This window comes from Psychrobacter sp. UBA3480, from assembly GCF_002377945.1.
Classification (GTDB): Bacteria; Pseudomonadota; Gammaproteobacteria; order Pseudomonadales; family Moraxellaceae; genus Psychrobacter.
Window position 1 is genome coordinate 108,006 of record NZ_DFQV01000011.1, and the last position, 25,386, is coordinate 133,391.

Genomic DNA, 25,386 nt, shown 5'->3' on the forward strand with positions numbered 1-25,386 from the left:
TAGCAATATATAAACGATAAACCAGTTATAAAAGCAGTTATACATGACAAAAAGGCCTCTAATTTGTTAGAGGCCTTTTTATGTGTTTATTGTTAGTAAATTATTTCTCGAGAAGTCAAATTAGCATTGACTGTAGTTTACACTGACGCCACGCGTTGCTGTAGGGATTCTATTATCAGCATAAACTGCCAGACCGCCTCGTGCCGTTTCTTTATATTTATCAGACATATCGGCGCCTGTTTGCTTCATGGTCTCTATCGCTTTATCTAAAGAGACGAAGTGCTGACCATTACCTCTGCAGGCTAGACGTGCTGCATTGATTGCTTTAACTGCACCCATCGCGTTACGCTCGATACAAGGCACTTGTACCAAGCCGCCAATAGGGTCACAAGTAAGGCCTAGATTATGCTCAATGCCAATCTCAGCTGCATTTAAGCATTTAGCTGGCGTGCCGTTCATAATTTCTGCCAGTGCAGAGCCTGCCATTGCACACGCAGAACCAACCTCACCTTGGCAACCGACTTCAGCACCAGAGATTGAGGCATTTTGCTTGATAAGGCTACCGATAGCAGTGGCGTTTAGCAAAAACTTACGAACGCCATCTTGGCTGTAGTTAGGTAAGAAATCACGATAATAATGCAGTACGGCAGGAATGATACCTGCTGCGCCATTGGTTGGCGCTGTGACTACTTTTCCGCCATTGGCATTTTCTTCATTGACGGCGAGCGCGTACAAATCGACCCAGTCCATAGCGGCTAATTTATCAGTCTTGGTGATAGGTTGGTCTTTTTCAGCACATAGCTGCGTATGCAAATCTTGGGCACGGCGTTTTACATCTAATCCGCCCGGTAGGATACCGCCATTTTCACAGCCTTGTTTGACGCAGTCTTGCATCACTTCCCAAATACTATCTAGATAAGCAAATACTTCTTCTTTGGCATGAAAGTGACATTCGTTTGCTAGTACCAATTCGCTGATGCTCAAGTCATGTTCACGACATTGCTCTAGTAGCTCTGCTGCGTTATTGAACGGGTAGGGAACTCTATCGATGGTCGGGCTGGCATGATCTTCGTCTGGGTTAGTCGCATCTTCTTCATTAATGACAAAACCGCCACCAACTGAATAATAAGTCTGCTGATAGCGAACACCTTCAGTTGAGATAGCGCGTAGCGTCAATGCATTAGGATGATAAGGCAGCACAGTATCGTCATACCAGTAGATATTTTGCTCTGTATCAAAAGCAATCGTATGCGTGCCTGATACATTGAGAATCTTGTCAGAGAAGATAGGAGATAGGTAGCTACTGGTCATACGTGTGTCTATAGTGCTAGGCGTGTGCCCAAGCAATCCCAACAAGATAGCCGTATCGGTTGCATGGCCTTTTCCGGTCGCTGCCAAAGAGCCATATAGTTCAATCTCAATGGTCTTAACAGCAGTCAGTTCCATCTGCTCAGTTAGCGAGGTCAAAAATAAGTTTGCGGCGACCATCGGTCCGACTGTATGCGAACTGGATGGGCCAATGCCGATTTTAAATAAATCAAAAACACTGATCATAATAAGTCACCAAAAATTTTAAGCGCTTTAGCCTATTTTATCTATGGCATTGAGCGCTTTTATGAAAAATATAATAGACAGCCATCGCTCCTAGTCACCGTTGGCAGGTGGGCGCGAGACACTATTTATGAAGGTTATAAGGTAAATGAGCACTGAGGGCAATTGAATAATAACTTTTATTTATTTTGAAACTCCGTTATCATGCTCGCAGTCAACAACTATGTAACATCCTGTAAGTTGGTTATCATCGTAAAATAAGACGGATTAAAAAAGACTAATTTTTTCAGTCAGACATATCCGTATTCATACATCTAGCAAGATATGGCTATCATACCAAATAATACTTTTGGTTTGTCATATTACAACATAAATGAATGAATTAGGATGACATATTATAGATAGAAAGACTTAACGTTCTGCTATTTATACAAGTCCTTAGAAATATGTCCATTTATTAATATTCTTATTTTATCAGTTATTCTAGCCTATTACTTTAGCTTAGCTCACATAGGACAAGCGCGCATGCCATCTCAAAAAGACCCTTCATCAGCGTCAGACAATAGCGCTCAAGATCTATCGACTCAAAATGCCTTGGAGTCTGCAGGCATTGATTCAGCCGCTATCAATTATCCGCACAATCCAGATTTTGAAAATGGCCGTTGGTTTCCGACATGGCGTCCCTATAAGGGCGACTTAGATCGTGATCCAGTCGGTATCAACGATTATCTACCTCCGTCAAAAAGCGTATTGCTCGGTATACAGCATACGTTTGCCATGTTTGGTGCAACCGTGCTTGCGCCTTTATTAATGGGGTTTGATCCTAACTTAGCTATCTTGATGTCTGGTATCTGTACGGTAATGTTTTTTATGATTACCGGTGGGCGCATGCCGAGCTACTTGGGATCAAGCTTTGCTTTTATTGGTCCAGTCATCGCGGTGACCGCTTATGCAGGCGCAGGATTCAATGACAATCTAAATGTTGCGCTAGGCGGTATTATGGCCTGCGGTATCATTTATGCATTGATTGGTCTGCTAGTGATGAAGACAGGTACAGGTTGGATTGAGCGTTTGATGCCGCCTATCGTGACGGGTGCGATTGTCATGATTATCGGTCTTAACTTGGCGCCAGTGACCATTCAAGGCGTGTCTGCCAATCAGTTTGATGCTTGGATGGCCACCTTGACCGTACTGCTCATTAGTGGTGTTGCAGTATTTACTCGCGGTATGTTGCGTCGTCTATTGCTACTCGTCGGTCTGGTACTGTCGTACGTTGCTTATTTTGTCATGACCAATATTCTAGGCTTTGGTACTGCGATTGATTTTAGTACAGTAGCTGCCGCTTCATGGTTTGGATTACCAAGCATTCATACGCCGCGCTTTGAGATGAGCGCTATTATTCTAATTGCACCTGTGGCTTTTATTTTGGTGGCTGAAAACCTAGGGCATTTTAAGGCGGTAGAGGGCATGACCAAGGCTCGTGTGACTCCTTATATGGGTCGAGCATTTTTGGCAGACGGTTTAGCCACGACTTTTTCGGCAGGATTTGGTGGTACAGGTGTTACTACTTATGCTGAAAATATCGGTGTCATGGCGGTTACCAAAGTGTATAGCACGACGATATTTGTCGTAGCAGGATTGGTTGCTATCATATTGGGACTGTCACCAAAGTTTGGTGCGATCATTCAGACCATCCCAGCGGCTTTATTGGGCGGTGCTTCTATTGTTGTTTTCGGTCTTATCACGGTTGCTGGGATAAAAATCTGGATCGATAGCCATATTGATTTTAGTAAAAACAGCAACCTAATCATCGCGGCAGTGACGGTCATTATGGGTACTGGTAATTTTAGCTTGCACTTAGGCGGCTTTGATTTAGGCGGTATCGGTACTGCTACTTTAGCTGCTATCGTGTTAAATGCTTTGTTTAATCAAAGCTCTGAAGCGAAATAAGTAATACTGATGAGATTGAAGTTTGAGCTTATCAAATAAAGATGGTCAAAGCATATCTCCTGTAATAAAAAGCGCCCATGCTATCGATAGCATGGGCGATTTTTTGTATGGCAATATTGAGCAATAGTAGTAGCGAACAACGGTGTCGGAACTATTTATAATCTCGCTTATAAAATCTTGAAAAAAACCGATAGCGGCGAAGGGCGCGTGGCTTTGGCTTCAATGAGCCTAGGTAAATAGCAAACATCGTTAATAGTGCGCCACTCCACTGCAAAGTGTTAATCGGTTTGTCCAGCCAGCTATAGTCAATGACAAGGGCAGCAATAGGTTCAGTCAATAATAGCAGTCCAGTCAGTGCCAGAGACAGCTTAGGAATAGAGTAGGCAATCAATCCCCATGCCAAGCACTGCATCACCGTACCATAGATAAGCACCCAGCCAATCTCAGACCATGTATTGGGCAGGATATTACCTGTGTCAAATACAAACATCGGTATAATCATGGCTAAGACGCCGCCAATACTGATTAGCTGCATTAGCATAAATATAGGTGTCGGTTCAGTGTCATGCGTTTTTCGGATAAATGTCATCGAAGCCGCCAGCATGGCACCCGATACAATACCAGTGACAAAGCCCCAAGTCGCAGCAGTGTTGTGTGCGAATTCAGGGCTACCTATCATTGCCACGCCTATCATGGCTAAGAATAAACTAATGAGTTGTACGATAGACTGACGCTCATTGAAATACAAAAACCCAATCGCGGCCAAGAAAAATATTTGCAGACTATTAAGCAGCGTCGAAATACCAGGCCCAACCGCATAAATACTCTCATGCCACAGCGCCAAATCTAATCCTAAAAACGCTCCTGATAGTAGCGCATAAAAAATGGCCCTTCTTGATTTGGGCATACGTTGGCCCATTATCTTAGCCAATACCGCAAATACAATACCCGAAACAGCCAATCGCCAAAACGACATGGCCCAACCACCAATATCGACGTGAGCGACAATTAAGCTGCCCAATCCAAAAATGATACAACCAATGACTAAGCCAATAGGTGCAGATCGCGTTGAAGCAATAGCCATAATTTGTCCTTATAACAGTATTTGAATAACAGCATTGTGAATAACAGCACTCTTATTATCATTGCATCATGTCAGAACTTATGTTGACATAGAGCCATATTGTCGTGGTTTTCAGTGCAAAATGAAATGGCAAAACCATAATTTATTACGGTGAATACAGGTACTATCGCTATGCGGAAAATTATTGAGCATGTTGGACGCAAATAAATAATCAAAGTGTTTGATATAGCTGCGTTTTTCACAAGAGGCTTATGACAGTTGGGTAATGGTACTTGTATCAAAATATTTGTATCAGGGCGACGATTCGTAGGAGTATGAAAAAGCATAATGTATACAAGTGATATTTCTGCACGGAGGATATGTGTGTAGCACTTTAAGCGACATTATTGCTGCAACACATGTATAGTAGATTGACGATATAATGTACTTAACGTCTGATTTGTTATACCAAACAATCTATATTATTTGTCTAGGTTTATTTATGCTTCAACGATTGCTATCAAAAAAACAGCCACATACATTGTCTGGCTTACTACCAAAAATATCGCAATACAGTGTCGTCGTGACGATGCTATCTAGCGCATTGTTTTTGATGCCTAGCGCACACGCCGCCAGTTGTAAAATCCCAAAAAGTTATTACAAAAACGTCTCCTGCACGGCCAGTAGTAATTACTTTTTGGCGATAAAAGACTTTGGTGCGCCAGTGGCGTTAATCGATAGAAAAGGCAAACGAGTCGTTGATTTGTCACGTTATCAAAAAGTCGATGCCGATAAACTATCAGGCGGTCTGTTACCTGTACTGCGCAATAGTCGCGTCGGTTATCTAAATATGCAGGGCCGCGAAGTCGTGCCTGCCATGTACGATATATTGACAGAGAGTCAAGGATGGGCGCGGCCTGTATCGGATGGGCGTATCGTGGTAAAAAAAGAGGGTAACTATGGTGTGATTAATACAGCTAATAGTACCGTTGTCTCGTTTTCTGCAGCGATTGATGATATCGATAATTATCGTAATGGGGTGGCGCGTGTACGCAAAGGCCGTGCAACCAGTTGGGTTGATAAAAACGGTAATGCAGCGAATGATCCAAATGCTCAGAATGACACTCAGGCAGTGAACAAACCTACTTCTTCTAACGAAAAATCTAGTAAAGCATCACAGTCTGTACCAGCGCGTTTTACGACGCTTCAATCACGTCAGCAAGATGGCAAATGGGGTTTCGTAGATGACAATAATGTCACGATGATTACGTACTCATTTGATGAAGTGCGTCCGTTCTCTGAGGAATATGCTGGCGTGCGTATCGGTGAAGAGTGGGGCTTTGTCAATTTAGGCGGTGAGCTGGTGATTCCTTTTCGCTTTGCTAAAAGTGGTGTGAACGCTAACGATAGCTATCAGGGTAAACCATCCTTCGTATTTATAGGTGGTAAGGCGTGGATTGGTAACCTAAAGAACGGAAATAAAATGTGTATTGATAAAACAGGCACTGCTGTTGCTTGTGATTGATGCAATTACTAGGGCGTGTCCTCATTTTTAACCCATTTAGATAACTATCGATTGAATTGAGGACACGCCCTAGGATTAAATAGGCAATAAAAAAGAGTGTAAAATCCGTGATTTTTCGCTAGGTTTTACACTCTTTTTTTTGACATTGATGTGTTTAAAGCTAGTTGCTCGATAAATGATTACTGATTAAGTCAACCATATAAGGCTGATAATACTCTGGAATATCATGTGCCATGCCTTCAATGAGATGGAACGTAGCATTAGGAATGGTCTTGGCAACGACTCGGCCCTGTGAAGCAGGTAGGAGTCCATCAGCGCTACCATGTAATACAATCGTTGGTGCTTTGACTTGCTTACTAAACCGGCTGATAGAGCCTGATGCTAAGATAGCATTGAGCTGCTGTACTGTACCAAGCGGGTGAAAATTGCGCTGATAGCGAATCTTAGCGATTTCACGGACCATACGCACATTCACATGACCTGGTGTACCAACGGTCTTCATAAACCACACGCTGTGACGCACGATATCACGCTCAGAATGACTTTCTGGTCGATTGATAAGGGTATATAGCTGTTTGGGCTTGGGTGGCTTCAAAAACGCACGATTGGTCGTGGTAAACATAAGCGCCATTCGCTGCACCAAACTTGGATAACGTGCGGCCACGATTTGTGCAATCATACCGCCCATTGATGCCCCAAGCAGATGGGTTTTACCCAGTTTGAGTGCCTTAATCAAGCGTACGGTGTCTTCGGCCATGTCCGTCAAGTTATAAGCAACCTGCGTGCTCTTATTAGACAGACCAGTCTGTAGACGTACCATCATCTTGAGCTGGCTGATACGCGGTAAGCCCTCTATCTGTACTTTAGAGGACAAACCAATATCACGATTATCAAAACGAATCACAAAAAAACCAGCATCGATAAAGCGCTTCACAAAATTGTCTGGCCAAAATATCATTTGTGAGCCTAGCCCCATGATCATCAGCAGCGGCGGATTATTGGGATTACCGCCAGCTTCGACACACAACTCAATACCATCACCGATGTCAATCATTGCTTGACGAAGGTGCTTACTCAAGTCAGAGTCGCGCCATTGATGCTCCCCAAATTTGCGCCACTCAGGAGTAGGGTAGTTATTCAGATGATCTTCTAGATTATTATCCAGCGTTTCAGGCAATTTGGCACTATTGATGTCATTTGATTTTGTCATGAAGTGTCCTAATTAGAGGGTCATCTACTACAGCTCAAGCATCTCAAAATCAAGCTTGCCGACACCGCACTCAGGGCAAGTCCAGTCATCAGGGATGTCTTCCCACTTAGTACCAGGTGCGATACCTTCTTCTGGGCAGCCAAGCGCCTCATCATATATCCAGCCGCAGACAATACATTCATAACGTTTCATAAATAGTCCTATCGATCATTACCAGTATTACAGTTACAGCGTGCTATAAACGCTCATTTTTAATATTACAGCTATTATATTAGACTGCAAAAACGCACGTAGTTTAGCATATAACCGCAATTTTCATAGTTAAGTTTACACTTGTATATTGAGATGACTTTTCTTTTATCAAGTCAATCACATACGTTACCTTATTAGCGCTTGATAACAAGACTGGACGCCAGCCCGCCATACGAAAACCAATTATGCTATAATAATCGCCGCTAAATTCACAGTAATGCTTAGCATTTATCGCTGATATATCATCCAGTTGTTGTCTTATCTAAACTAACTAAACCATCTAAATACATAAGCTAAGGGTCATCATGAGTACCAATGCCGCCGCCACATCCACCACCAACAATGAGACGTCTCATGTGCTCAATACTGACCATCCGTTTTGGCAGATTATTCGCACAGTACCAGACTTTCCAAAAGCTGGCATTGATTTTTATGACATTACCCCGTTACTGCGCAGTCATATTGACGCTGTTATCGATGCGCTACTTGCCGCTTTGCCAGAAGGGCTTATGGACGAGGTAGATTGTCTGGGTGCAGTAGAAGCGCGCGGCTTTGTATTTGCCAGTATGCTAGCAGGCCGTCTGGGCAAAGGCATGATCTTGCTACGTAAACCAGGTAAGCTGCCACCCCCTGTAGCCAATAAAGCCTATGCACTTGAGTATGGTAAAGACACGCTTGAGATGCAAAACAATCTACCGCCTGAGCGCGTACTATTGGTCGATGATATCTTGGCGACTGGTGGTACGTTGACTACCGCTTACGAGCTGTGTCAATCGGCTGACCATACTGTGGTCGGTGCGTTAGTGTTATTGGACTTGGTCGACTTGCATGGCGAGTTCCCAGTACCTGTTTATACGGTACTAAAAGCCTAAAGCAAATTGCTATATTTTTGACTACTAGACACTTCGTATTGTCGATATAGTTAAACGATTCTCCAAATAAAAAAGCGCCCTGATACTATGTCAGGGCGCTTTTTTTGATACTGTACTGATGTTTTTTAGTATTGTGTTAAGTAGGCTGTGTTTATTGCTCTTCGTCTTGTTCGTAGTCCTTACAAGACTGCTCTATCACCGTACGACCGACTGTCTTTGGGGTAGTGACTTTAAAGTCTTTTGTAGTCAATATTGGTTTTTCTGACTGCCATGACTTGGTTACTTTGCCTTCAGCATCGTAGTTAACAAAGGCTCGTCTATAGTAACTGGCATCTTTGCATGAAATAAGTAGTTGTTGCTCACTATGGTCAATACTGTTTTTTTCTTCCTTCTGGTCATCTTTATCGGCATCTTTGTCTTTAGGATAAGTTCTAAGGATAGATACCGTGATATTTTCGACGTCTTTTTCATCTATGATACTGATGTCAGAGCTTTCAATAGAATCCAAATCTATACTAAAAATTGATCCAGAGCTGCTCTCGGACACCTCTACCCAGTTAACTGCCTGGGCGCTGATCGCTAAAGCACTGCCTGCCAATAATATTGATAGCCGTTTCATATAAGCCTTGCTTCTTGTCATTTGAAGTAGGTAATGATAGCCAACTTACTATTAGTAGGCAAATATCTTTTGTGCCAGCCCAGTATCCGTCGTGCTCTGTTGTGTGACTATTATTGTCCGCGAATGGCTGCTAATGTCTTAGCCAGCTCGTCACGCGCGCCGATAAAACCGTCAATACCCTTAGGCAACAAGTCCTGTGTAACCTTGTCTTGCTGATACGCAGCACTAAACTCTTCATGCGTTAAGCTTACTTGAATCATCGCCTTCATATCCATCGACATACTCGGAGACAGTTGGCGAGTTACCTCGGTATCCATGGCTGCCAATTCATCAATGAGATTGGGAGCTATAGTCAACAAGTCACAACCTGCCAATGCCAAAATTTGCTCGGTAGAGCGGAAACTGGCGCCCATTACTTGCGTCTCGTAACCGTGCTGTTTGTAATACTGGTAAATGAGCTTGACTGACTGTACGCCCATGTCGTCAGAAGCCGGTACGTTTTGACGGCTTTGTTGGCGTTTTTGCCAATCTAAAATACGGCCAACGAAAGGTGATATCAGGGTCACGCCAGCATCTGCACAGGCAATCGCTTGGTGTTGTCCAAATAGTAAGGTCAGGTTGCAGTGAATATTTTGAGTCTCAAGATAGCGCGCCGCCTCAATACCTTGCCAAGTTGCTGCCATTTTGATCAATACACGCTCTGAATCGACGCCCGCTTTTTGGTAAGCATCCATAAAGGCCAGTGCCTTATCTATCGTCGCTTGAGTATCGTAAGATAAGCGAGCGTCAACTTCGGTAGAGACTCGGCCTTCGATCAGCTCTAAAATATCGCAGCCAACCTGAATGGTCAGCGCATCGATCACGGCATCCACGTCACCATTGTGACGACTCATGGTCTCTGACAACATACCTTGGTTGTCAGGATGAATCAGAGCCTTGGTAATAAGGCTTGGGTTGGTGGTTGCATCGATAGGTTTTAAACGGGCAATAGCGGCAAGGTCACCAGTATCAGCAACAATTGTGGTCATAGTGCGTAGCTGTTGTAATGCGCTCATCAGGTATCCTTTTTCTTATTAATCACATGATGCTCCTCTTATATATAGCGGGGTAGGGAGCTGAACTGGAACTGTAACACAGTTTTGGGCAGGTGTTGCTTCATAGTTATGCTATGCATCGCTGTTATCTGGCTCAGCTGTGCTAATATTAATAACAGTTGGTATATTTATACGCATTTACGCATGGGCACTGACCTTAGTTTTTGCTATAGTAGAGCCGGCTATGTATCAAGCTGCTGTATTTGGCAGTAAATATAGTATTAACGCCAAATGGCACTAGCAATATAAGGTGTTTTTGATAGACTGTTTTGAGGTTGATTTTGAATATAGTTTCTATCATCAGTCTTAGTCTTTAACTAAAAACAGAAAACATTCAGATTTGGCAATAGAGCTACCCTACGTAATAAAATGTAATAGCAATATTTAAATAATAGTAATATCTAACAGCGATAAAATCTAAAAAGGATGGGCGGTAATGAGCGAGCAGTCACCAGAGCAAACAATGGATAATCTAAATCAAACCACTACAGGCGCTAGCGATACCGCAACTGAAAAAGAGTTTTTAGACAATATTCGCCAAAATATTGACGCAGTAGACTGTGAGATCCAAACGTTAATCAATAACCGTGCAAAGTTGGCTCAGCAAGTAGCCATGGTAAAGAAAAATCATACCGCTGCTGATGACAATAGCAATCCTATCTTTTACCGCCCTGAGCGTGAAGCACAGGTACTAAAAGCTGTCATGGAGCGTAATGCAGGTCCAATCGCTGATGAGAAAATGGCGCGTTTGTTCCGTGAAATCATGTCAGTATGCTTGGATTTAGAAGCGCCGCAGCGTATTGCCTTCTTGGGCCCTGTCGGTACCTTTACGCATGCCGCTGCGCTCAAGCACTTTGGTAAAGCCGCTGATACCGTACCGATGACGACCATTACTGATGTGTTCCGCGAAGTCGAAGCAGGTACAGCGATGTATGGCGTGGTCCCTGTCGAAAACTCTTCAGAAGGCGTGGTCAACCATACTCTAGATGGTTTCTTGTCTTCTACCTTGAAGATCATTGGCGAAGTTGAATTGCCAATTCATCAAAACTTCTTGGTTGCTGAGCATACTAAGATTGATGGTTTGAGCCGTATTTATTCGCACCAGCAGTCGCTTGCTCAGTGCCGTCATTGGCTAGATGTAAACTTCCCTAATGTTGAGCGCGTTGCAGTATCAAGCAACGGTGAAGCTGCTCGCCGCCTTAAAAATGAATGGCATTCAGCTGCGATTGCAGGTGATGTCGCTGTTGCAGAGTATGGCTTGCATAAGCTCTACTCAAATATCGAAGACAATCCAAGTAACACCACACGCTTCCTTATTATCGGTCATGAAGCAATTGCGCCATCTGGTCAAGACAAAACCTCTATCGTCGTCTCCGCTCACGACAAAGCAGGCGCACTGATCGAAATCTTGAAACCTTTGTCATATCATGGCGTATCGATGACCAGTATTGAGACGCGTCCTGAGCGTCCTAACAAGTGGGCATACGTATTCTTTATCGATATGAATGGTCATGTTAATGATCCAAACGTTAGCGCTGCCATCAATGATATTCGTCCATTGGTCAAGGATTTGCGCATATTGGGCTCATATCCAAAAGCTGTCTTATAGACGACTACCTATAGACAACTACTTATAGATAATTACAGGCTTACTCACTGGTATTCATACATAATAGATGGGTCTTAGCTTTTGCAGATAGTATTCAAAAAAAGCATTTACAGATACCATCTAAGGATAAACCATGCAGACTACTCAATTGACCGCGTCAGATCTATCGCCGTTAACGCCAGCTTACGACAGTATTTTGGCATTGGCACCTTATCAAACCGGTAAGCCAATTGAGGAGCTGACACGTGAGTATGGTGTCTCAGATGTGGTCAAGCTGGCTAGCAATGAGAATCCAATGGGATGCTCCCCACGAGTGACGCTAGCAGTGACTGAGCAGCTAGGGCAGTTGTCGCGCTATCCTGATGGCAATGGTTACTATCTAAAGCAAGCGCTGGCTGATTTTAACGATGTCAATGCCAATCAAATTACCTTAGGTAATGGCTCTGATGATTTGCTCGATATTTTAGCACGCAGCTTTGTGGGTGCTGATGATGCCATCGTCTATAGTCAGTATGCTTTTGTGGTATATCCTATGCTAGCGAAGATGCAAGGTGCCACGGGCATTGAAGTGCCTGCTCAACGCTTCGGCCATAATCTAAAAGCCATGAGCCAAGCGGTTCAAGACAATCCGAATACCAAAATCGTCTTTATTGCCAATCCGAACAATCCAACGGGTACGCAGCTAGAGCAAAAAGAGCTGTATCAGTTCGTTACCAGTGTGCCAAGCTCAGTCTTGGTGGTACTAGATGAAGCTTATATCGAGTATAGTCCTGAGAGTAACAACCGCGCACTATTAGATGAGTTCGATAATGTCATTATCGTGCGTACTTTTTCTAAAGCTTATGGGCTGGCAGGTTTACGCGTCGGTTATGCTCTAAGCTCGGTGGCAGTGGCGGATTTACTAAACCGTATTCGTCAGCCATTTAACGTCAGCCGTGTCGGTTTAGCTGCTGCTGCTGCTGCACTTGCTGATCAAGACTTTATCGAAAAAACTCGTCTGATAAACGATGAGCAAATGCGCTGGTTAGAAAAGCAGTTTGACGCGCTAGGATTGGGTTTTGTGAAGTCGCATGCCAATTTTATTATGGTCGAAGTGCAGGTTGAGATGGAAGATATAACCGCTGCTTCTATCCATCAGGCACTACTTGAACAAGGCGTTATTGTCCGTCCGTTGGATGCTTATGGACTACCTAACTGGCTACGTATCACAGTAGGTGTGGCTGAAGACAACCTACGTTTGATTGATACTTTGCGTTCTATTTTGACTGAAGACTAAGCGCATCTATTAATGTTTTTTCATTAAAAAGTTGTTCTTTGTTAGCCATTAAAATTTATAACACTAAGACTGGCCCTATCTATGTCTTAGTGTGTCCAACGAGAAAAGCCGTGAGTAGTCAGAAAAATAATAAACTTCAATCGTCTCTAAATACTACGCTACCTATATTTAAACAAGTTTGTGTGATTGGACTTGGGCTGATTGGTGCCAGTTTTGCGCAAGCTATTAAAGATAATGGCTTAAGCGCGCGTCTGGTAGCAGTCGATAGACATGCGCCAAGTATTACAGAAGCTATTGAGCATGGTCTGCTAGATGCAGGTAGTGCAAACTTACAAGACGTTATCGCTGACAGTGATTTAATCATTATTGCAGTGCCAGTACAGGCAGTTCAAGCAGTGTTCATTGATATCAAACAAGCGATGGATAACGGACAGCTTGCCAATGATTGCATCATGACAGATGTCTGTAGTACTAAGGTCAATATCATTGATGCCGCTAAAGCAGTGTTCGGCTCGCTGCCGATAGGATTGGTGCCAGCGCATCCAATTGCTGGGGCTGAAAATTCAGGGTATCATGCGCGCCGCGCCAGTTTATTTGTTAATCATAGCGTTATTATTTGCGAGCTACCGACAACCAGTGCAACTGCTATTGCAAAGTTGCGACTATTATGGGAATCAGTGGGCGCAAATGTTATGTCAATGGATGCTGAGCATCATGACCGCATATTAGCGCACACCAGCCATTTGCCACATTTACTTGCCTTTAATTTGGTTGAGCAATTGGCAAGCCATGATGATAATTTAGATATGTTTCGTTATGCTGCTGGTGGGTTCCGCGATTTTACGCGTATCGCTGCCAGTGACCCTAAAATGTGGCATGATATATTTTTTGCCAACCAAAGCGCGATTGTCAGCGCCCTTGATGAGTATGGTGTTTATTTACAGACAATGCGCCAGCTTATTATTGATCAAGATTCAACCGCCCTGATGGGACTTTTGGGCCGCGCGCAAGCCGCACGGCGACATTTCGGCCATATGTTAGCCAGCACCCCTTATACGGATACTTCTGCTATGTCAGCTTCTTATAATATTACCCCTAGCAATACTGTTTCTGGCACCATCGCCATTCCTGGTGACAAATCTATCTCGCATCGCAGCATTATGCTCGGCAGTCTTGCCACAGGCGTGACAAATGTGACTGGGTTTTTGGAAGGGGAAGATGCGCTAGCAACGCTGCAAGCATTCCGTGATATGGGTGTGACTATCGAAGGCCCTGACAATGGCAATTTGACCATTCATGGCGTCGGTATGAAAGGTTTGAAACCTAGCAAAACCCCACTTTACATGGGTAACTCTGGCACCAGTATGCGTCTGCTATCTGGTATCTTGGCAGCGCAATCATTTGATAGCGTGTTGACAGGTGATACTAGCTTGAATAAACGCCCAATGGAGCGCGTGGCGGCACCGCTACGGTCTATGGGAGCTGTGATTCAGAGTACTGGTCATAGTGGTACTGCGCCGCTGAGTATCACTGGTCGTGATACAGTTGGCAAGCCATTACAAGGCACTGAGTATGATATGCCAGTTGCTTCAGCTCAGGTAAAATCTTGCTTGCTACTAGCAGGTCTATGGGCAGAGGGTACGACAACGGTCACACAGCCTGAGATCAGCCGTGACCATACGGAGCGTATGCTATCGGCCTTTGGTTATCCGGTGACCGTAGAAGGCAATCGCATTAGTGTCACTGGCGGCGGCACACTAACAGGCGGCGATATCGCGGTTCCTGCCGATATCTCATCTGCAGCGTTTTTTATGGTGGCAGCAGCCATCAGTCAAAATAGCGAGTTGACCTTGACCCAAGTAGGTATCAACCCTACACGTACTGGCATCATTGATATTCTTAAATTAATGAATGCAGATATTAGCTTAAGTCATGAGACGCATGTGGGCGGCGAGCCAGTTGCTGATATTACGATTCGCAGCTCAAATTTGGTCGGTATTGAGATACCAGAGCATCTTGTACCACTGGCCATTGATGAGTTCCCTGTGCTATTTATCGCGGCTAGCTGTGCACAAGGTCGTACGGTATTGACTGGTGCTAAAGAGCTGCGTGTCAAAGAATCAGACCGTATTGCTGTGATGGCAGAAGGGTTACATACACTTGGTATTGATTGTACTGTAACTGATGATGGTCTGATTATCGAAGGTAAAGGCGCTGCTACTGAAAACGGTGAAGTAAACAATAGCCAACCTGTCTTTGGTGGCAGTCATATTGTCTCGCATCATGATCACCGTATTGCGATGAGCTTCTCTGTAGCCAGTCTGCGTGCATCCCAGCAAATTACCATTGAAGGGGTTGAAACGGTTAATACCAGTTTCCCAGGATTCGCTGAACTTGCCAACCAAACTGGTATGTCTATCCAAGTGGATACTGGTGCTGAATAAGTCGCTAAGCTACCGTTAACTCTTAAAGATTTAATCTAACATCGTTAGCAATGTACTCATGTCACTATTGGCATGAGTACATTGCTTTTTACCTTATAATCTCACTGTAGTAACCCTGCGCTTTCACGATTCAATTGACAATAATAATTAGAATTAGGTGAAAGTGCGCTTTGCTCTAAAAAGTTGTCCTATATTATGACTACCCAAAATGTCATCAAAAAACCCGTTGCCCCAATCACCACAACCAGACGCGGCATTATTACTGCGCTTATCGCGTTCTTTATTTGGGGCGGATTTCCGTTATACTTCAAGCAGCTATCTGATTATGATGCGACGGAGATCATTGGCCATCGCATTATTTGGACATTTTTATGTCTGCTGGTGCTGCTGGTAGTGACCAAGCGCTGGCAGTGGATTGACACCTTAAAGCAAAATCCAAGATGGATTGTATTCACCTTTTTGTCTGGTTTAATTATTGCGACCAACTGGCTGACCTATGTATGGGCGGTCAATCAAGACCGTATTCTTGAGGCCAGTTTGGGTTACTTTATCGGGCCATTGGTCGGCGTTGCGCTATCCATGATTTTATTCAAAGAGCGCCTGCGCACGCTACAATGGGTAGCCATTGGCTTTGCATTATTATCTGTGGTCATTCAAGTGGTGATGCTTGGCAGTCTGCCGTGGATATCGTTGATTTTGGCATTTAGTTTCAGTACTTACGGGACGATTCAACGACAAACGCCATTGACTGCTGTCGATGCCATGTTTGTCGAGACTGCAATGCTAGTACCTTTATGTCTTTGGTGGTTTTGGCAGTCTGATGTGGCAAGCCATCAACTGAGCTTTTGGTTTAGCTCAAACATTTGGCTGCTTATGATCGCAGGTCCGATTACGCTAATACCGCTTTTATTATTCAATAAATCTACCAAGCTCGTTGCATACAGTATTCTGAGCTTTATGAACTATCTGACGCCGACCTTTATTTTCTTTTTAGCGGTGTTCTATTATAAAGAGCCATTCGACTTGCATCGTTTAGCGGTATTTGGTCTGATTTGGTTAGGTCTGCTATTATTCAGCATCGACCTGTGGCGCCATCGTCCAAGTAAAGTGTTAAAAGCGGCGCGCCTACGTGAAGAAGCGCTACAATCGGTTAAGTAAATATTAAAAACATGAAAAAAATTAGCAAACAAGGATGAAAGGATGTTTCATACTCAGTCTGATGTTGTATTTATAAAAGGTCTAAAAGTTGAGGCGGTCATCGGTGTTTATGACTGGGAGCGTGCTATCACTCAGCCATTACTCATTGATATTGCGCTTGAGACGGACATTAGCCGTGCTGCTGTGTCAGATGATGTCAGCGATGCCCTGAGCTATAAAGAAGTCTGCGATGATGTGAGCGAGTGGTGTAAAGAGATTCAAGCAAAGCTGCTTGAGCATTTGGCTGGTCAGATCTCTGATAAGATATTTGCAAAATATGACTGTCAAAAAATAACGTTGAGCATTGCTAAGCCTACTGCTATTGCTCAAGCGGATGCGGTAGGGGTGCAAATAACGCGCTATGCGTCAGTAGATACGTCAGCCACCCAAGCCGCAGAACCCAATAACAGCCCCTCTGATGATGCATAAAGCGTCAGTGGATTTGAATTTGGCAACGTTCACACAATGCGCACCTGAGAGTGTGCAAGCACAGCCTGTGGTAGAGCTAGTGTTAGCGCTAGGTAGTAACTATCAAGCCGACAAGTATCTCCCGCTTGCTCGGCAGCGCTTGGTAGCGCTAGGTGAGGTGCGATTGTCTACGGCTTTTCAAAATCCTGATTTTACTGCGACTACCCAATTACCAAAACCTGATTATACCAATCAGTGTGTCCATCTAACATTGACCACACCGATGAGTCTGCAACAACTACAGCAAACTTTTAAAACGCTTGAAGGCGATTGTAATAGATGCCGACAGACTGAGCCTAACCAAATAAGGCGTGTGACGATAGACATTGATATCTTGCTCATCAAATTATCAAAAGAAAATAATAGCCTAAGCAAGAAATTAGTATCTAAACCAATGTCTGATTGGATAATAATGGCAGATCGTTATCCATTTAAAGCGCATGAGGAAGCAGGGGTTGAAGAATTAATTTTAACCAAGCTCTAATTTTTCTAATGAGTAGCCATATCTTAACTGCTATTATATCTTTTCACCTAAAACTATCGCTATTCAGCATTCACTCTGCCTCAGCGCATCAGTTTCCTAGATAAAAATCTAATAAAAACTATGCGATTATATAGGCAATTGTTAGTATAAGTGACGATGTAATCTTCAAGACACTACTACCTATGCAAAAACCAATGAACTTTTCGAAGAAAAAGATAGTCACGAGTTTATTAGTAATAATAATCTCTACTTTATCTGCCTGCGATAACACGCCTTCCGAGCACCTTAAAACTCTTACCGAAGATAAATACCCTGTGGTAAAGAACGTTGGTCTATTACATTTAAATATAGCTAGTTTTAAACTAACCCCAGTTATTGATGAAACCTAAAAATTATAAGAAGAGAAGGATGAAAAGTTATAGCAAAAAAATCCGCGGCATCTATCTCGGACATCAAAAACTTATCATCATAACTTTATTATTCGGATACTTTATTTTTGAGGTCTGGGGTGTGCGCTATATCGCTGAAAGAAAAGCAGAAAAACCAAATAATATAAAGGAAGGGTGTTTGTATCTACGAAGTAGTTATACCGACACAAGTAAAATGAAGATATTAAGATTGACCATAGATGGTCATAAAGTTGAGAGTCATAGAACGTTTTCAGGAAATATGCCTTATGGATATAAGTGGAATGGTCAACAGAGGGACGAGTTTTATCAATATCTTGAATACAATAAAGAGAAGTGCCACCCCATTCAGTATGTCGATATAAATTTATTAATTACTAGAAAGATTTTTATTTACGATTATTTGGGCGATTTTAAGCCTACTACTAATACTAAAAAGGACTAAATACATGTCGTAGACGGTTAAAAATGAAATAATTGATAGCTTTAGTAAAGTAGGCAGTGCGGAAAGGTTGCTAAATAATTTGTTCTAATTTTAACAATATGACAAATTAAAGCTTATAAGAAGCGGTGAGGTCAGGGTATATTTATTTAGTAAAAATTGTTAAATATCTGGTATAGCGCAGGCACAGAGATATAGTACAATCTAATTTTGATTATATCGTTGTTGTATACATTGAGTAATATTGGATATACAGGACGGACAAAGGTCTTCTAAGTTATCAATTCATCAGAGAAATTCTTAGCTCGTGCATCTTACTCTGAGATGAAAAGCAACGATTTGCTAAGTCAGAATTTGCTAGAAAATCAAGAAGGTTAACCTACCATGTATGCGGACATGGTAGATTTTATCCAATCCCGCTTTGATTTCATTGGTTCTTCACTAAAACCTATATAAGCATTTGTTATCAGTCTATACGGCAATAGTACTGCCTACATTTAACGACTGTCTTAGCGATTTTTCTCATTATCTACGTCATTGATATCAGCACGACCAATCACATCTAAATCTTCTAGACAAAGCTTGTCATATTCTTTTTTGCAAAAATTGGGATCAATATCGCACATCGCTGACTGTAGTTGATCGAGGCGATTCTCTGACTGTTGGATGTGTTCAAGCATTTTGGCAAATGCTTCTGCGACAGGGTCTTGTGAATAAGGATCGATACCATAAGCACGGAAGGTATTGGTGCGTTTGGCAGTAGGGGTAGTATCTTTAGTTTGATCGTTGCTCTCACCAGCATGCGCAACTTTTTCTTGTTGCTTGGCATCTTGTACTTGTGTCGCGATTGGATTACCTTTTTCATCGTGATGATCTGAGATCATACGCGCGGCACTGCCGACCATCGTAGCACCTGCTGGTACTGGCTTGACTACCACTGCGTTCGAGCCGATTTTAGCATTTTTACCGACCGTAAATGGCCCCAAAACTTTTGCACCAGCACCAACGGTTACACCGTCTTCTAACGTTGGGTGACGCTTGCCATTATTCCAAGACACACCGCCCAAAGTAACACCATGGTATAGCGTCACATCGTTACCAATCTCAGCCGTCTCACCAATGACGACGCCGACACCATGATCGATAAAAAACCGTCTACCAATCTTAGCAGCAGGGTGAATCTCGATACCTGTCATGATGCGCGAGCCGTAAGAGATCACGCGAGCGGCTAGTTTCTGTTCATTGTTCCAAAGACAGTGTGCACCGCGATGCAAAACAAGCGCATGTATGCCCGGATAAGTTAGGATCACTTCCAGACTATTACGCGCCGCAGGATCTCGGGTGAATACTGCATCAATATCTTCTTTCAAATCGTTTTTGATAGTAATAAGCGATTTGAATAATTTGGATGGCAATGACATAAAGCGTCCTATCTATTCGTCGGTAGAGTGTCGTTGCGAAAACAGCGATGTCTCTAATCTATGGTCATAAAGTTCGGATAATCAGGAATATATATTTTCGCTAAGCTTCTGCAAGTTATAACAGCTTTATACCGCAAAATATAGTAAAAAGCTGTCAAATAAAAGCAAGCTCATAAACTATGGCTTGTTTTAGTCTTTCGATAGCTTGGCAATCAAAGCGCTTAATAGCTGATACTCTTTTTGATCAAGCTGTAGGCGTGACCCAAGTCTAGACAAGCGTGATGGCAATGACTTCAGATGTTCGCTATTTGCTAATCCACGCTGCACCATAAGGTCAGTGGTACGCTGAGTGAGCTGTTGCAGCTGCTGCTGATTAATAGCAGGCTCATCCCATTGCTGACGCAAACTTACGTTAATTGTCGACTGAACGCCTGTGCTCGTATCCGAATCTAAACTATCAGCTGTCTGAGTGTGCGTTTGAGCATAAGCAAAAATAAAGCTGGCGATGACCTGCACCGCTGATGCGACATTTAGCACAGGGTAAGCAGGATTGGCGTCGATTTGAATATGATAATCAGCATAAGCCAATTCTTCATTGGTCAATCCACGGTCTTCACGTCCAAATAGAATAGCGATATTTGGTTTGTTAGACGTAGCAGCAGATGAGGTATCAACATTACTATCATCTGCACTTAAAGCTGCCTGTGCATCGATAAAGTCAAACATAATCTTAGCGGCTTGCGTAGGTGTCACGACAGGGCGCGGCATATGACGGCTACGACTGCTGGCGGCAAACACCAACTGACAGTCTGAGATAGCAGATTCTAAAGTGGGTGCAATCAAAGCTGACGATAATAGTTCATTGCCACCCGCTGCATGAGACACACTGGTTTCGTCAATCGGTAATTTGGGATCGACCACCGTTAAGCGAGACAAGCCCATGGTATGCATCGCGCGGGCAGCCGAACCAATATTGGCAGGTAAAGTTGTATTAACCATGACCACTTGTAGGCAATCAAGGTAGTCGTTCACTGTGCGTGATGATACGGCTAATGAAGCGTCGTTACTCATTATTGTCCCAGTCTCTGATTGATTTCTTGTTCAGCACGGTGTAATGCCATGGCAATCTCTTCAATAAGGACGGCTTGCTCATTAATCCGGCGCTCGCGGCAGTATTCTTGTAGCTGGCTGCTCAGACGGACTAATTGAGTCGTACCTAAGTTGGCGCTGGCACCTTTTAAAGCATGAGCAGTTTCAAAACCATTGGCATTATCGTCTTTTTGATGAGCAATTCGCAGCGCTGCAACTCTTTGCTTACTATCAGCAAAATATACTTGTATCAAATCAACAAAGTCTTCTTCGAGCAGGTCACGCATGTCCTCGAACTGTTCATGATTGATAATTTCTTCATCAGTTTGTCCGAGCATATTATTATTTGTAGTGTCATCCATGGTGGTTGTCCAATTTATAAAAGTTAAAGCAATAAGATTACTATAATGAATTTTTAAAACGTAATGTACGTCTTAGCTGTAATGGAAATGTAAGTTCTCTTCACTGACCAAAGTCTTCAATGTCTGCAGGTTGTCGTCATTTGGGTAAACGCGCCAGTGCTCAGACAGTCCAACATTTGCGATGCCATAGACCTCATAAATGCTTAGTCCAAGTGGTAGACAATTATCATTGATAGAAGCGTCAGTATTACTTAGCGCATTATTGGCATAACTGGCTGACATACCGTTTTGATTGGCCGCATCATGGTTCATGTCGCTCTCTAATGCCAATAAATCATTACCGTTTTCATCATACAAACTGCCACCCATTGCAGGGTCGTAGGTACTATTACTGCTACTACCTAGCTCGTCTTGCTCTTGGTTATAAGCCAGACGCGGCTCGGGAATAATGTCAGCTTGGGCTGATTTAAGTAGTGGCTGTAGACGTGTGAGCAAATTAATATCACTACCGTGAACTTTGATACTGATTTTTTTGAGCCAACGTAGTCGGGCATCTACCATACTCATGGCACTATCAAGACGTGCAAACAAACGTCCATCACGCTCACGGATGCTGCCTTTGATGATGACGACTTCATCGATTTTCAACTGCTCTTTGACACGATTAAAACGCTCAGCGTAGCAGCTGACCTCGAGTCTCGATGTACCATCATCTAAAGTAATCACGTTACGATTACCAAAGTTGGCAATATCTATAATAAGCCCCGAGAAATAGCAGCTGCCGTTATAGCCTGTATCGGTTAACTTATCGAGACGCGCACCAGAGGTATAGCGTTTTAACTCATCCAAATACTCATTGATTGGATGTCCCGTTAAGTACAGTCCCAAGGTGTTTTTTTCCGCTTTTAGACGGTGTTTGTCACCCCAGATGAGTTCTGGCGTCATCACTAACGGCGGCGCTGCGACCACACCGTCCATTTCACCAAACAAATCCATCATACCGATTTCGCGGTTTTGACGGTCTTGCTCAGCGGCTTGTACCGCGCTTGGCAATTGACTCATCAAGGCACCGCGAATCTCGTAAGCTTCGTCGGCTGGCAAGTCAGGTCGTAGCGTGGCGGCAAAGTCATCAAAACAGCCAGCACTGACCAACGCTTCAAGTGTGCGCTTATTGACTTTTTTGATATCGACACGGCGACAGAAGTCATATAAGTCTTTAAAAGGACCTTCGCGGCGGCGTGCATCTACGATAGACTCTACCGCGCCTTCACCCACGCCTTTGATTGCGCCAAGACCATAGATGATATTGGTCGGAGTATCGGCAACGAAGTGCCATTCACTACGATTGACCGAAGGATTGACTACGGTTAACCCAAAGTTTTCACGGCAGTCATTGATAAAGAACACGACATTGTCGGTGTTGTTCATATCTGAAGTTAAGACCGCTGCCATAAATTCGGCAGGGTAGTATTGTTTTAGATAGGCCGTTTGATAAGCCAATACGCCGTAAGCCGCAGAATGCGAGCGGTTAAAACCATAGCCTGCGAACTTTTCCATCAAGTCAAACACACCGCCTGACGTGACTTCATCAATGCCTTGTGAGGTTGCACCAGTGACAAAAATATCGCGCTGCTTGGCCATCTCTTCAGGTTTCTTTTTACCCATCGCACGGCGTAGCATATCAGCACCGCCCAAACTATAGCCTGCCATCACCTGCGAGATTTGCATCACCTGTTCTTGATAGACAATAACGCCATTGGTGTTTTCTAAAATCGGCTCAAGATTGGGATGGTCATAAATGACTTCCTCGCGACCATGCTTACGGTCGATATACATCTCTACCATGCCTGCATCGAGTGGGCCGGGACGATACAGCGCACACATGGCGATGACATCCTCGATATTGGTCGGTTGTAGTTTGGCCAGATACTTTTTCATGCCCATACTTTCTAGCTGAAAGACCGCCGTGGTTTTGGCATCTTGCAGCAGCTTATAGGCTTTGCTGTCATCTAGCGGCAAATCTTCTAAAACTAAGGCAGGTACGTTTTCTTTTGCACGGCGTAAATTAATATTCTCAACCGCAGCGTTGATGACGGTTAAGTTGCGTAGACCCAAAAAGTCAAACTTCACCAAACCGACAGCTTCTACATCGTCTTTATCAAACTGGCTGACACGGTGACCTTCATCATCACAGTAAATGGCACTAAAGTCAGTGATCTTGTGCGGAGCAATCAATACACCACCGGCATGTTTACCGACGTTTCGGCATACACCTTCAAGCTTAATCGCCATCTCCCAAATCTCAATGGCATCTTCATAATCCATATTATCAGGATTAGAGATCAAGTCTTTGAGCTGTGGCTCTTGCTCAAGCGCTTGGCTCAGTGTGATGCCAGGCGTTTTTGGAATCAGCTTGGATATTTTATTGGCCAAGAAGTACGATTTGCTTTGCACACGAGCCACATCTCGCACAACCGCTTTTGCGGCCATAGTACCAAAGGTAATAATCTGCGATACGGCATCACGACCATAGGTTTGCGCGACATAATCAATGACGCGGTCACGACCTTCGATACAAAAGTCGATATCGAAATCGGGCATCGATACCCGCTCAGGGTTCAAGAAGCGCTCGAACAGTAAATCGTAATGAATCGGGTCAAGGTCGGTAATGTTTAATGCGTATGCGACCAATGAACCTGCACCAGAACCACGTCCAGGGCCTACTGGCACGCCATTGGCTTTTGCCCAGCGGATAAAGTCCATGACGATTAGGAAGTAACCAGGGAAGCCCATGGATAGAATAATATCTAACTCATATGCTAGGCGTTCATCATATCTCTGACGGAAATCGTTCCAATTGTCCGTACGTGCCTCGACAGGAAACAGCTTGTCTAAGCGCTGCTCAAGACCGCGTTGTGACTCGGCACGGAAAAACGATTCAATCGTCTCGCCTTCAGGAACAGGAAAATCAGGTAGGACGTTAATCCCAAGTGTCAAGGTGACATTGCAGCGTGTAGCGAGACGCAAGGTATTATCAATGACCTGCGGAATATCAGCGAATAATTGCTCCATCTGAGCTTGTGTTTTTAGATACTGCTCATCCGAGTAAGTCTGCGGACGGTTTGGATCAGCAAGGACATAAGAGCCTGCAATACAGACGCGGGCTTCATGAGCATCAAAATCATCTTGCTCTAAGAAACGCACGTCATTATGCGCAATGATAGGAATGCTGTGTTTGGCACCTGAATGGATGGCTGCTTTAATAAAAGCATCTTCGCCTGAACGATTGGTACGCTTGATCGCAAAGTATAAACGATCATCAAATTTTGACTGCCATTCAGTAAGTAGTTCATCGGCCTTTTCTGGCATCGAGCCGACCAATGCTTGACCCACGTCTGACTTTTCGGTGAGCAGTACAATCACACCTGCTGCATGTTCTAATATATGACTGCGCTTAATAACTGGCGTGCCATGATTGATAGGATCAGCACGACCTTCGGTAAACCCAAGCGATACGATACGGGTAATGTTTTGATACCCTTCGTTATTCATCGCGAGCAAGGTAAGGCGTGTGTCTTCATTATCCATGATGACTTCACTGCCAATGATAGGCTTGATACCCGCACCTAAGCAGGCACGATAAAACTTCACCGTGGCATATAAATTGGATAAATCGGTCAATGCCAACGCACGCTGATTGTCAGCCGCAGCAGCTTTTACCAGCGGTTTGATACGCACGATAGAATCGGTGATGGAATATTCGCTGTGAATGCCAAGGTGTACAAATGCCATAGAAGACTCTTACTGGTACGATCAAAGAAATAAGCTGCCGATAAAATAATTGATTATTATCAATCAATTATACTGATATCTAGGTTTCGATAAGACCTCGATAGCCATATTGATACGTTTTAAATGGGGTCGTCAATAATAGCATTATTTGCCGCAGACAGCCACAGGTTCAAAGGGTTTAATCTGCGTGAGAGGATTTGTTTTTCTTATTTATTAACATGAAATTTTGCTGCGTTTTCTCTCAATAGTTGTTAGCATA

General features: G+C 43.6%; 20 protein-coding genes. 10 read left to right on the forward strand and 10 right to left on the reverse strand.

The annotated features are described in order from the left end of the window. Window positions 1-120: 120 nt before the first annotated feature. Window positions 121-1,554, reverse strand: coding sequence for an L-serine ammonia-lyase (locus B2863_RS04330; protein WP_296207776.1), 1,434 nt, complete (start codon window positions 1,552-1,554; stop codon window positions 121-123). 522 nt (window positions 1,555-2,076) lie between these two features. On the opposite strand from B2863_RS04330, the gene B2863_RS04335 reads away from it, so the two are divergent. After that, the gene (locus tag B2863_RS04335; RefSeq protein WP_102092484.1) at window positions 2,077-3,501 is read left to right on the forward strand and encodes a solute carrier family 23 protein; all 1,425 of its coding nucleotides are present in this window, start codon (window positions 2,077-2,079) and stop codon (window positions 3,499-3,501) included. 151 nt (window positions 3,502-3,652) lie between these two features. Here B2863_RS04335 and B2863_RS04340 read toward each other — a convergent pair whose 3' ends face one another. Continuing rightward, on the reverse strand, window positions 3,653-4,585 hold the full coding sequence (locus B2863_RS04340) for a DMT family transporter (RefSeq protein ID WP_057759795.1): 933 nt from the start codon (window positions 4,583-4,585) through the stop codon (window positions 3,653-3,655). A 481-nt stretch (window positions 4,586-5,066) separates the two neighbouring features. On the opposite strand from B2863_RS04340, the gene B2863_RS04345 reads away from it, so the two are divergent. Continuing rightward, window positions 5,067-6,089, forward strand: a complete 1,023-nt coding sequence (locus B2863_RS04345; RefSeq protein ID WP_296207779.1) for a WG repeat-containing protein — start codon at window positions 5,067-5,069, stop codon at window positions 6,087-6,089. A gap of 160 nt (window positions 6,090-6,249) precedes the next feature. Here B2863_RS04345 and B2863_RS04350 read toward each other — a convergent pair whose 3' ends face one another. Together B2863_RS04350 and B2863_RS04355 are read right to left on the reverse strand one after the other, a co-directional pair. After that, window positions 6,250-7,299 carry an alpha/beta fold hydrolase gene (locus B2863_RS04350; protein WP_296207781.1) on the reverse strand — a complete coding sequence of 350 codons (1,050 nt, stop codon included), beginning with the start codon at window positions 7,297-7,299 and terminating at the stop codon, window positions 6,250-6,252. A gap of 27 nt (window positions 7,300-7,326) precedes the next feature. Then, window positions 7,327-7,491, reverse strand: a complete 165-nt coding sequence (locus tag B2863_RS04355) for a rubredoxin (protein WP_057759803.1) — start codon at window positions 7,489-7,491, stop codon at window positions 7,327-7,329. 365 nt (window positions 7,492-7,856) lie between these two features. Here B2863_RS04355 and B2863_RS04360 point away from each other — a divergent pair, with 365 nt between their 5' ends. Then, the gene (locus B2863_RS04360) at window positions 7,857-8,423 is read left to right on the forward strand and encodes an adenine phosphoribosyltransferase (RefSeq protein ID WP_290177888.1); all 567 of its coding nucleotides are present in this window, start codon (window positions 7,857-7,859) and stop codon (window positions 8,421-8,423) included. 151 nt (window positions 8,424-8,574) lie between these two features. Here the strand turns inward: B2863_RS04360 and B2863_RS04365 are convergent, their stop codons facing one another. Both B2863_RS04365 and B2863_RS04370 read right to left on the reverse strand, forming a co-directional pair. Next, window positions 8,575-9,042 (reverse strand): hypothetical protein, encoded by a 468-nt coding sequence (locus B2863_RS04365; protein ID WP_296207782.1) that lies wholly within the window; start codon window positions 9,040-9,042, stop codon window positions 8,575-8,577. A gap of 110 nt (window positions 9,043-9,152) precedes the next feature. Then, window positions 9,153-10,097, reverse strand: coding sequence for a transaldolase (locus B2863_RS04370; protein ID WP_296207783.1), 945 nt, complete (start codon window positions 10,095-10,097; stop codon window positions 9,153-9,155). Window positions 10,098-10,572: 475 nt separating this feature from the next. Here B2863_RS04370 and pheA point away from each other — a divergent pair, with 475 nt between their 5' ends. From pheA to B2863_RS04405, 7 genes are all read left to right on the forward strand, one after another. Continuing rightward, complete coding sequence (gene pheA / locus B2863_RS04375; RefSeq protein WP_102092477.1) at window positions 10,573-11,745, forward strand: prephenate dehydratase; 1,173 nt, start codon at window positions 10,573-10,575, stop codon at window positions 11,743-11,745. Between the two features lie 133 nt (window positions 11,746-11,878). Continuing rightward, window positions 11,879-13,021 carry a histidinol-phosphate transaminase gene (gene hisC / locus B2863_RS04380; RefSeq protein WP_114701083.1) on the forward strand — a complete coding sequence of 381 codons (1,143 nt, stop codon included), beginning with the start codon at window positions 11,879-11,881 and terminating at the stop codon, window positions 13,019-13,021. A 110-nt stretch (window positions 13,022-13,131) separates the two neighbouring features. Next, on the forward strand, window positions 13,132-15,465 hold the full coding sequence (locus B2863_RS04385; RefSeq protein WP_296207786.1) for a bifunctional prephenate dehydrogenase/3-phosphoshikimate 1-carboxyvinyltransferase: 2,334 nt from the start codon (window positions 13,132-13,134) through the stop codon (window positions 15,463-15,465). 195 nt (window positions 15,466-15,660) lie between these two features. Next, window positions 15,661-16,623, forward strand: a complete 963-nt coding sequence (gene rarD, locus B2863_RS04390) for an EamA family transporter RarD (protein ID WP_296207787.1) — start codon at window positions 15,661-15,663, stop codon at window positions 16,621-16,623. 42 nt (window positions 16,624-16,665) lie between these two features. Then, complete coding sequence (folB, locus tag B2863_RS04395) at window positions 16,666-17,091, forward strand: dihydroneopterin aldolase (RefSeq protein WP_296207789.1); 426 nt, start codon at window positions 16,666-16,668, stop codon at window positions 17,089-17,091. A gap of 19 nt (window positions 17,092-17,110) precedes the next feature. Continuing rightward, entirely contained in the window at window positions 17,111-17,614 is a 504-nt protein-coding gene (locus B2863_RS04400; RefSeq protein WP_296207791.1) for a 2-amino-4-hydroxy-6-hydroxymethyldihydropteridine diphosphokinase, read from the forward strand. A 408-nt stretch (window positions 17,615-18,022) separates the two neighbouring features. Then, window positions 18,023-18,466, forward strand: coding sequence for a hypothetical protein (locus B2863_RS04405; protein WP_296207792.1), 444 nt, complete (start codon window positions 18,023-18,025; stop codon window positions 18,464-18,466). Window positions 18,467-18,972: 506 nt separating this feature from the next. Here B2863_RS04405 and cysE read toward each other — a convergent pair. The 4 genes from cysE to dnaE all read right to left on the reverse strand — a co-directional run bounded on the left by cysE (window position 18,973) and on the right by dnaE (window position 25,127). Then, window positions 18,973-19,884, reverse strand: a complete 912-nt coding sequence (gene cysE / locus B2863_RS04410; protein WP_296207793.1) for a serine O-acetyltransferase — start codon at window positions 19,882-19,884, stop codon at window positions 18,973-18,975. Window positions 19,885-20,073: 189 nt separating this feature from the next. Next, a complete protein-coding gene (locus tag B2863_RS04415; RefSeq protein WP_296207795.1) occupies window positions 20,074-20,955 on the reverse strand; it encodes an RNA methyltransferase in 882 nt (293 codons plus the stop codon). Continuing rightward, window positions 20,955-21,335: an Hpt domain-containing protein gene (locus tag B2863_RS04420; protein WP_296207797.1), complete on the reverse strand. Its 381-nt coding sequence runs from the start codon at window positions 21,333-21,335 to the stop codon at window positions 20,955-20,957. Before B2863_RS04420 ends, B2863_RS04415 begins: the two co-directional genes overlap by 1 nt. Before the next feature lie 72 nt (window positions 21,336-21,407). Next, window positions 21,408-25,127 carry a DNA polymerase III subunit alpha gene (gene dnaE / locus B2863_RS04425; RefSeq protein WP_296207799.1) on the reverse strand — a complete coding sequence of 1,240 codons (3,720 nt, stop codon included), beginning with the start codon at window positions 25,125-25,127 and terminating at the stop codon, window positions 21,408-21,410. Between the last annotated feature and the right edge of the window lie 259 nt (window positions 25,128-25,386).

Coding starts and splice junctions, on each gene's coding strand:
- B2863_RS04330 (WP_296207776.1), bottom strand. CDS start 1,554: ATGATCAGTGTTTTTGATTTATTTAAAATCGGCATTGGCCCATCCAGT.
- B2863_RS04335 (WP_102092484.1), top strand. CDS start 2,077: ATGCCATCTCAAAAAGACCCTTCATCAGCGTCAGACAATAGCGCTCAA.
- B2863_RS04340 (WP_057759795.1), bottom strand. CDS start 4,585: ATGGCTATTGCTTCAACGCGATCTGCACCTATTGGCTTAGTCATTGGT.
- B2863_RS04345 (WP_296207779.1), top strand. CDS start 5,067: ATGCTTCAACGATTGCTATCAAAAAAACAGCCACATACATTGTCTGGC.
- B2863_RS04350 (WP_296207781.1), bottom strand. CDS start 7,299: ATGACAAAATCAAATGACATCAATAGTGCCAAATTGCCTGAAACGCTG.
- B2863_RS04355 (WP_057759803.1), bottom strand. CDS start 7,491: ATGAAACGTTATGAATGTATTGTCTGCGGCTGGATATATGATGAGGCG.
- B2863_RS04360 (WP_290177888.1), top strand. CDS start 7,857: ATGAGTACCAATGCCGCCGCCACATCCACCACCAACAATGAGACGTCT.
- B2863_RS04365 (WP_296207782.1), bottom strand. CDS start 9,042: ATGAAACGGCTATCAATATTATTGGCAGGCAGTGCTTTAGCGATCAGC.
- B2863_RS04370 (WP_296207783.1), bottom strand. CDS start 10,097: ATGAGCGCATTACAACAGCTACGCACTATGACCACAATTGTTGCTGAT.
- pheA (WP_102092477.1), top strand. CDS start 10,573: ATGAGCGAGCAGTCACCAGAGCAAACAATGGATAATCTAAATCAAACC.
- hisC (WP_114701083.1), top strand. CDS start 11,879: ATGCAGACTACTCAATTGACCGCGTCAGATCTATCGCCGTTAACGCCA.
- rarD (WP_296207787.1), top strand. CDS start 15,661: ATGACTACCCAAAATGTCATCAAAAAACCCGTTGCCCCAATCACCACA.
- folB (WP_296207789.1), top strand. CDS start 16,666: ATGTTTCATACTCAGTCTGATGTTGTATTTATAAAAGGTCTAAAAGTT.
- B2863_RS04405 (WP_296207792.1), top strand. CDS start 18,023: ATGAAAAGTTATAGCAAAAAAATCCGCGGCATCTATCTCGGACATCAA.
- cysE (WP_296207793.1), bottom strand. CDS start 19,884: ATGTCATTGCCATCCAAATTATTCAAATCGCTTATTACTATCAAAAAC.
- B2863_RS04415 (WP_296207795.1), bottom strand. CDS start 20,955: ATGAGTAACGACGCTTCATTAGCCGTATCATCACGCACAGTGAACGAC.
- B2863_RS04420 (WP_296207797.1), bottom strand. CDS start 21,335: ATGGATGACACTACAAATAATAATATGCTCGGACAAACTGATGAAGAA.
- dnaE (WP_296207799.1), bottom strand. CDS start 25,127: ATGGCATTTGTACACCTTGGCATTCACAGCGAATATTCCATCACCGAT.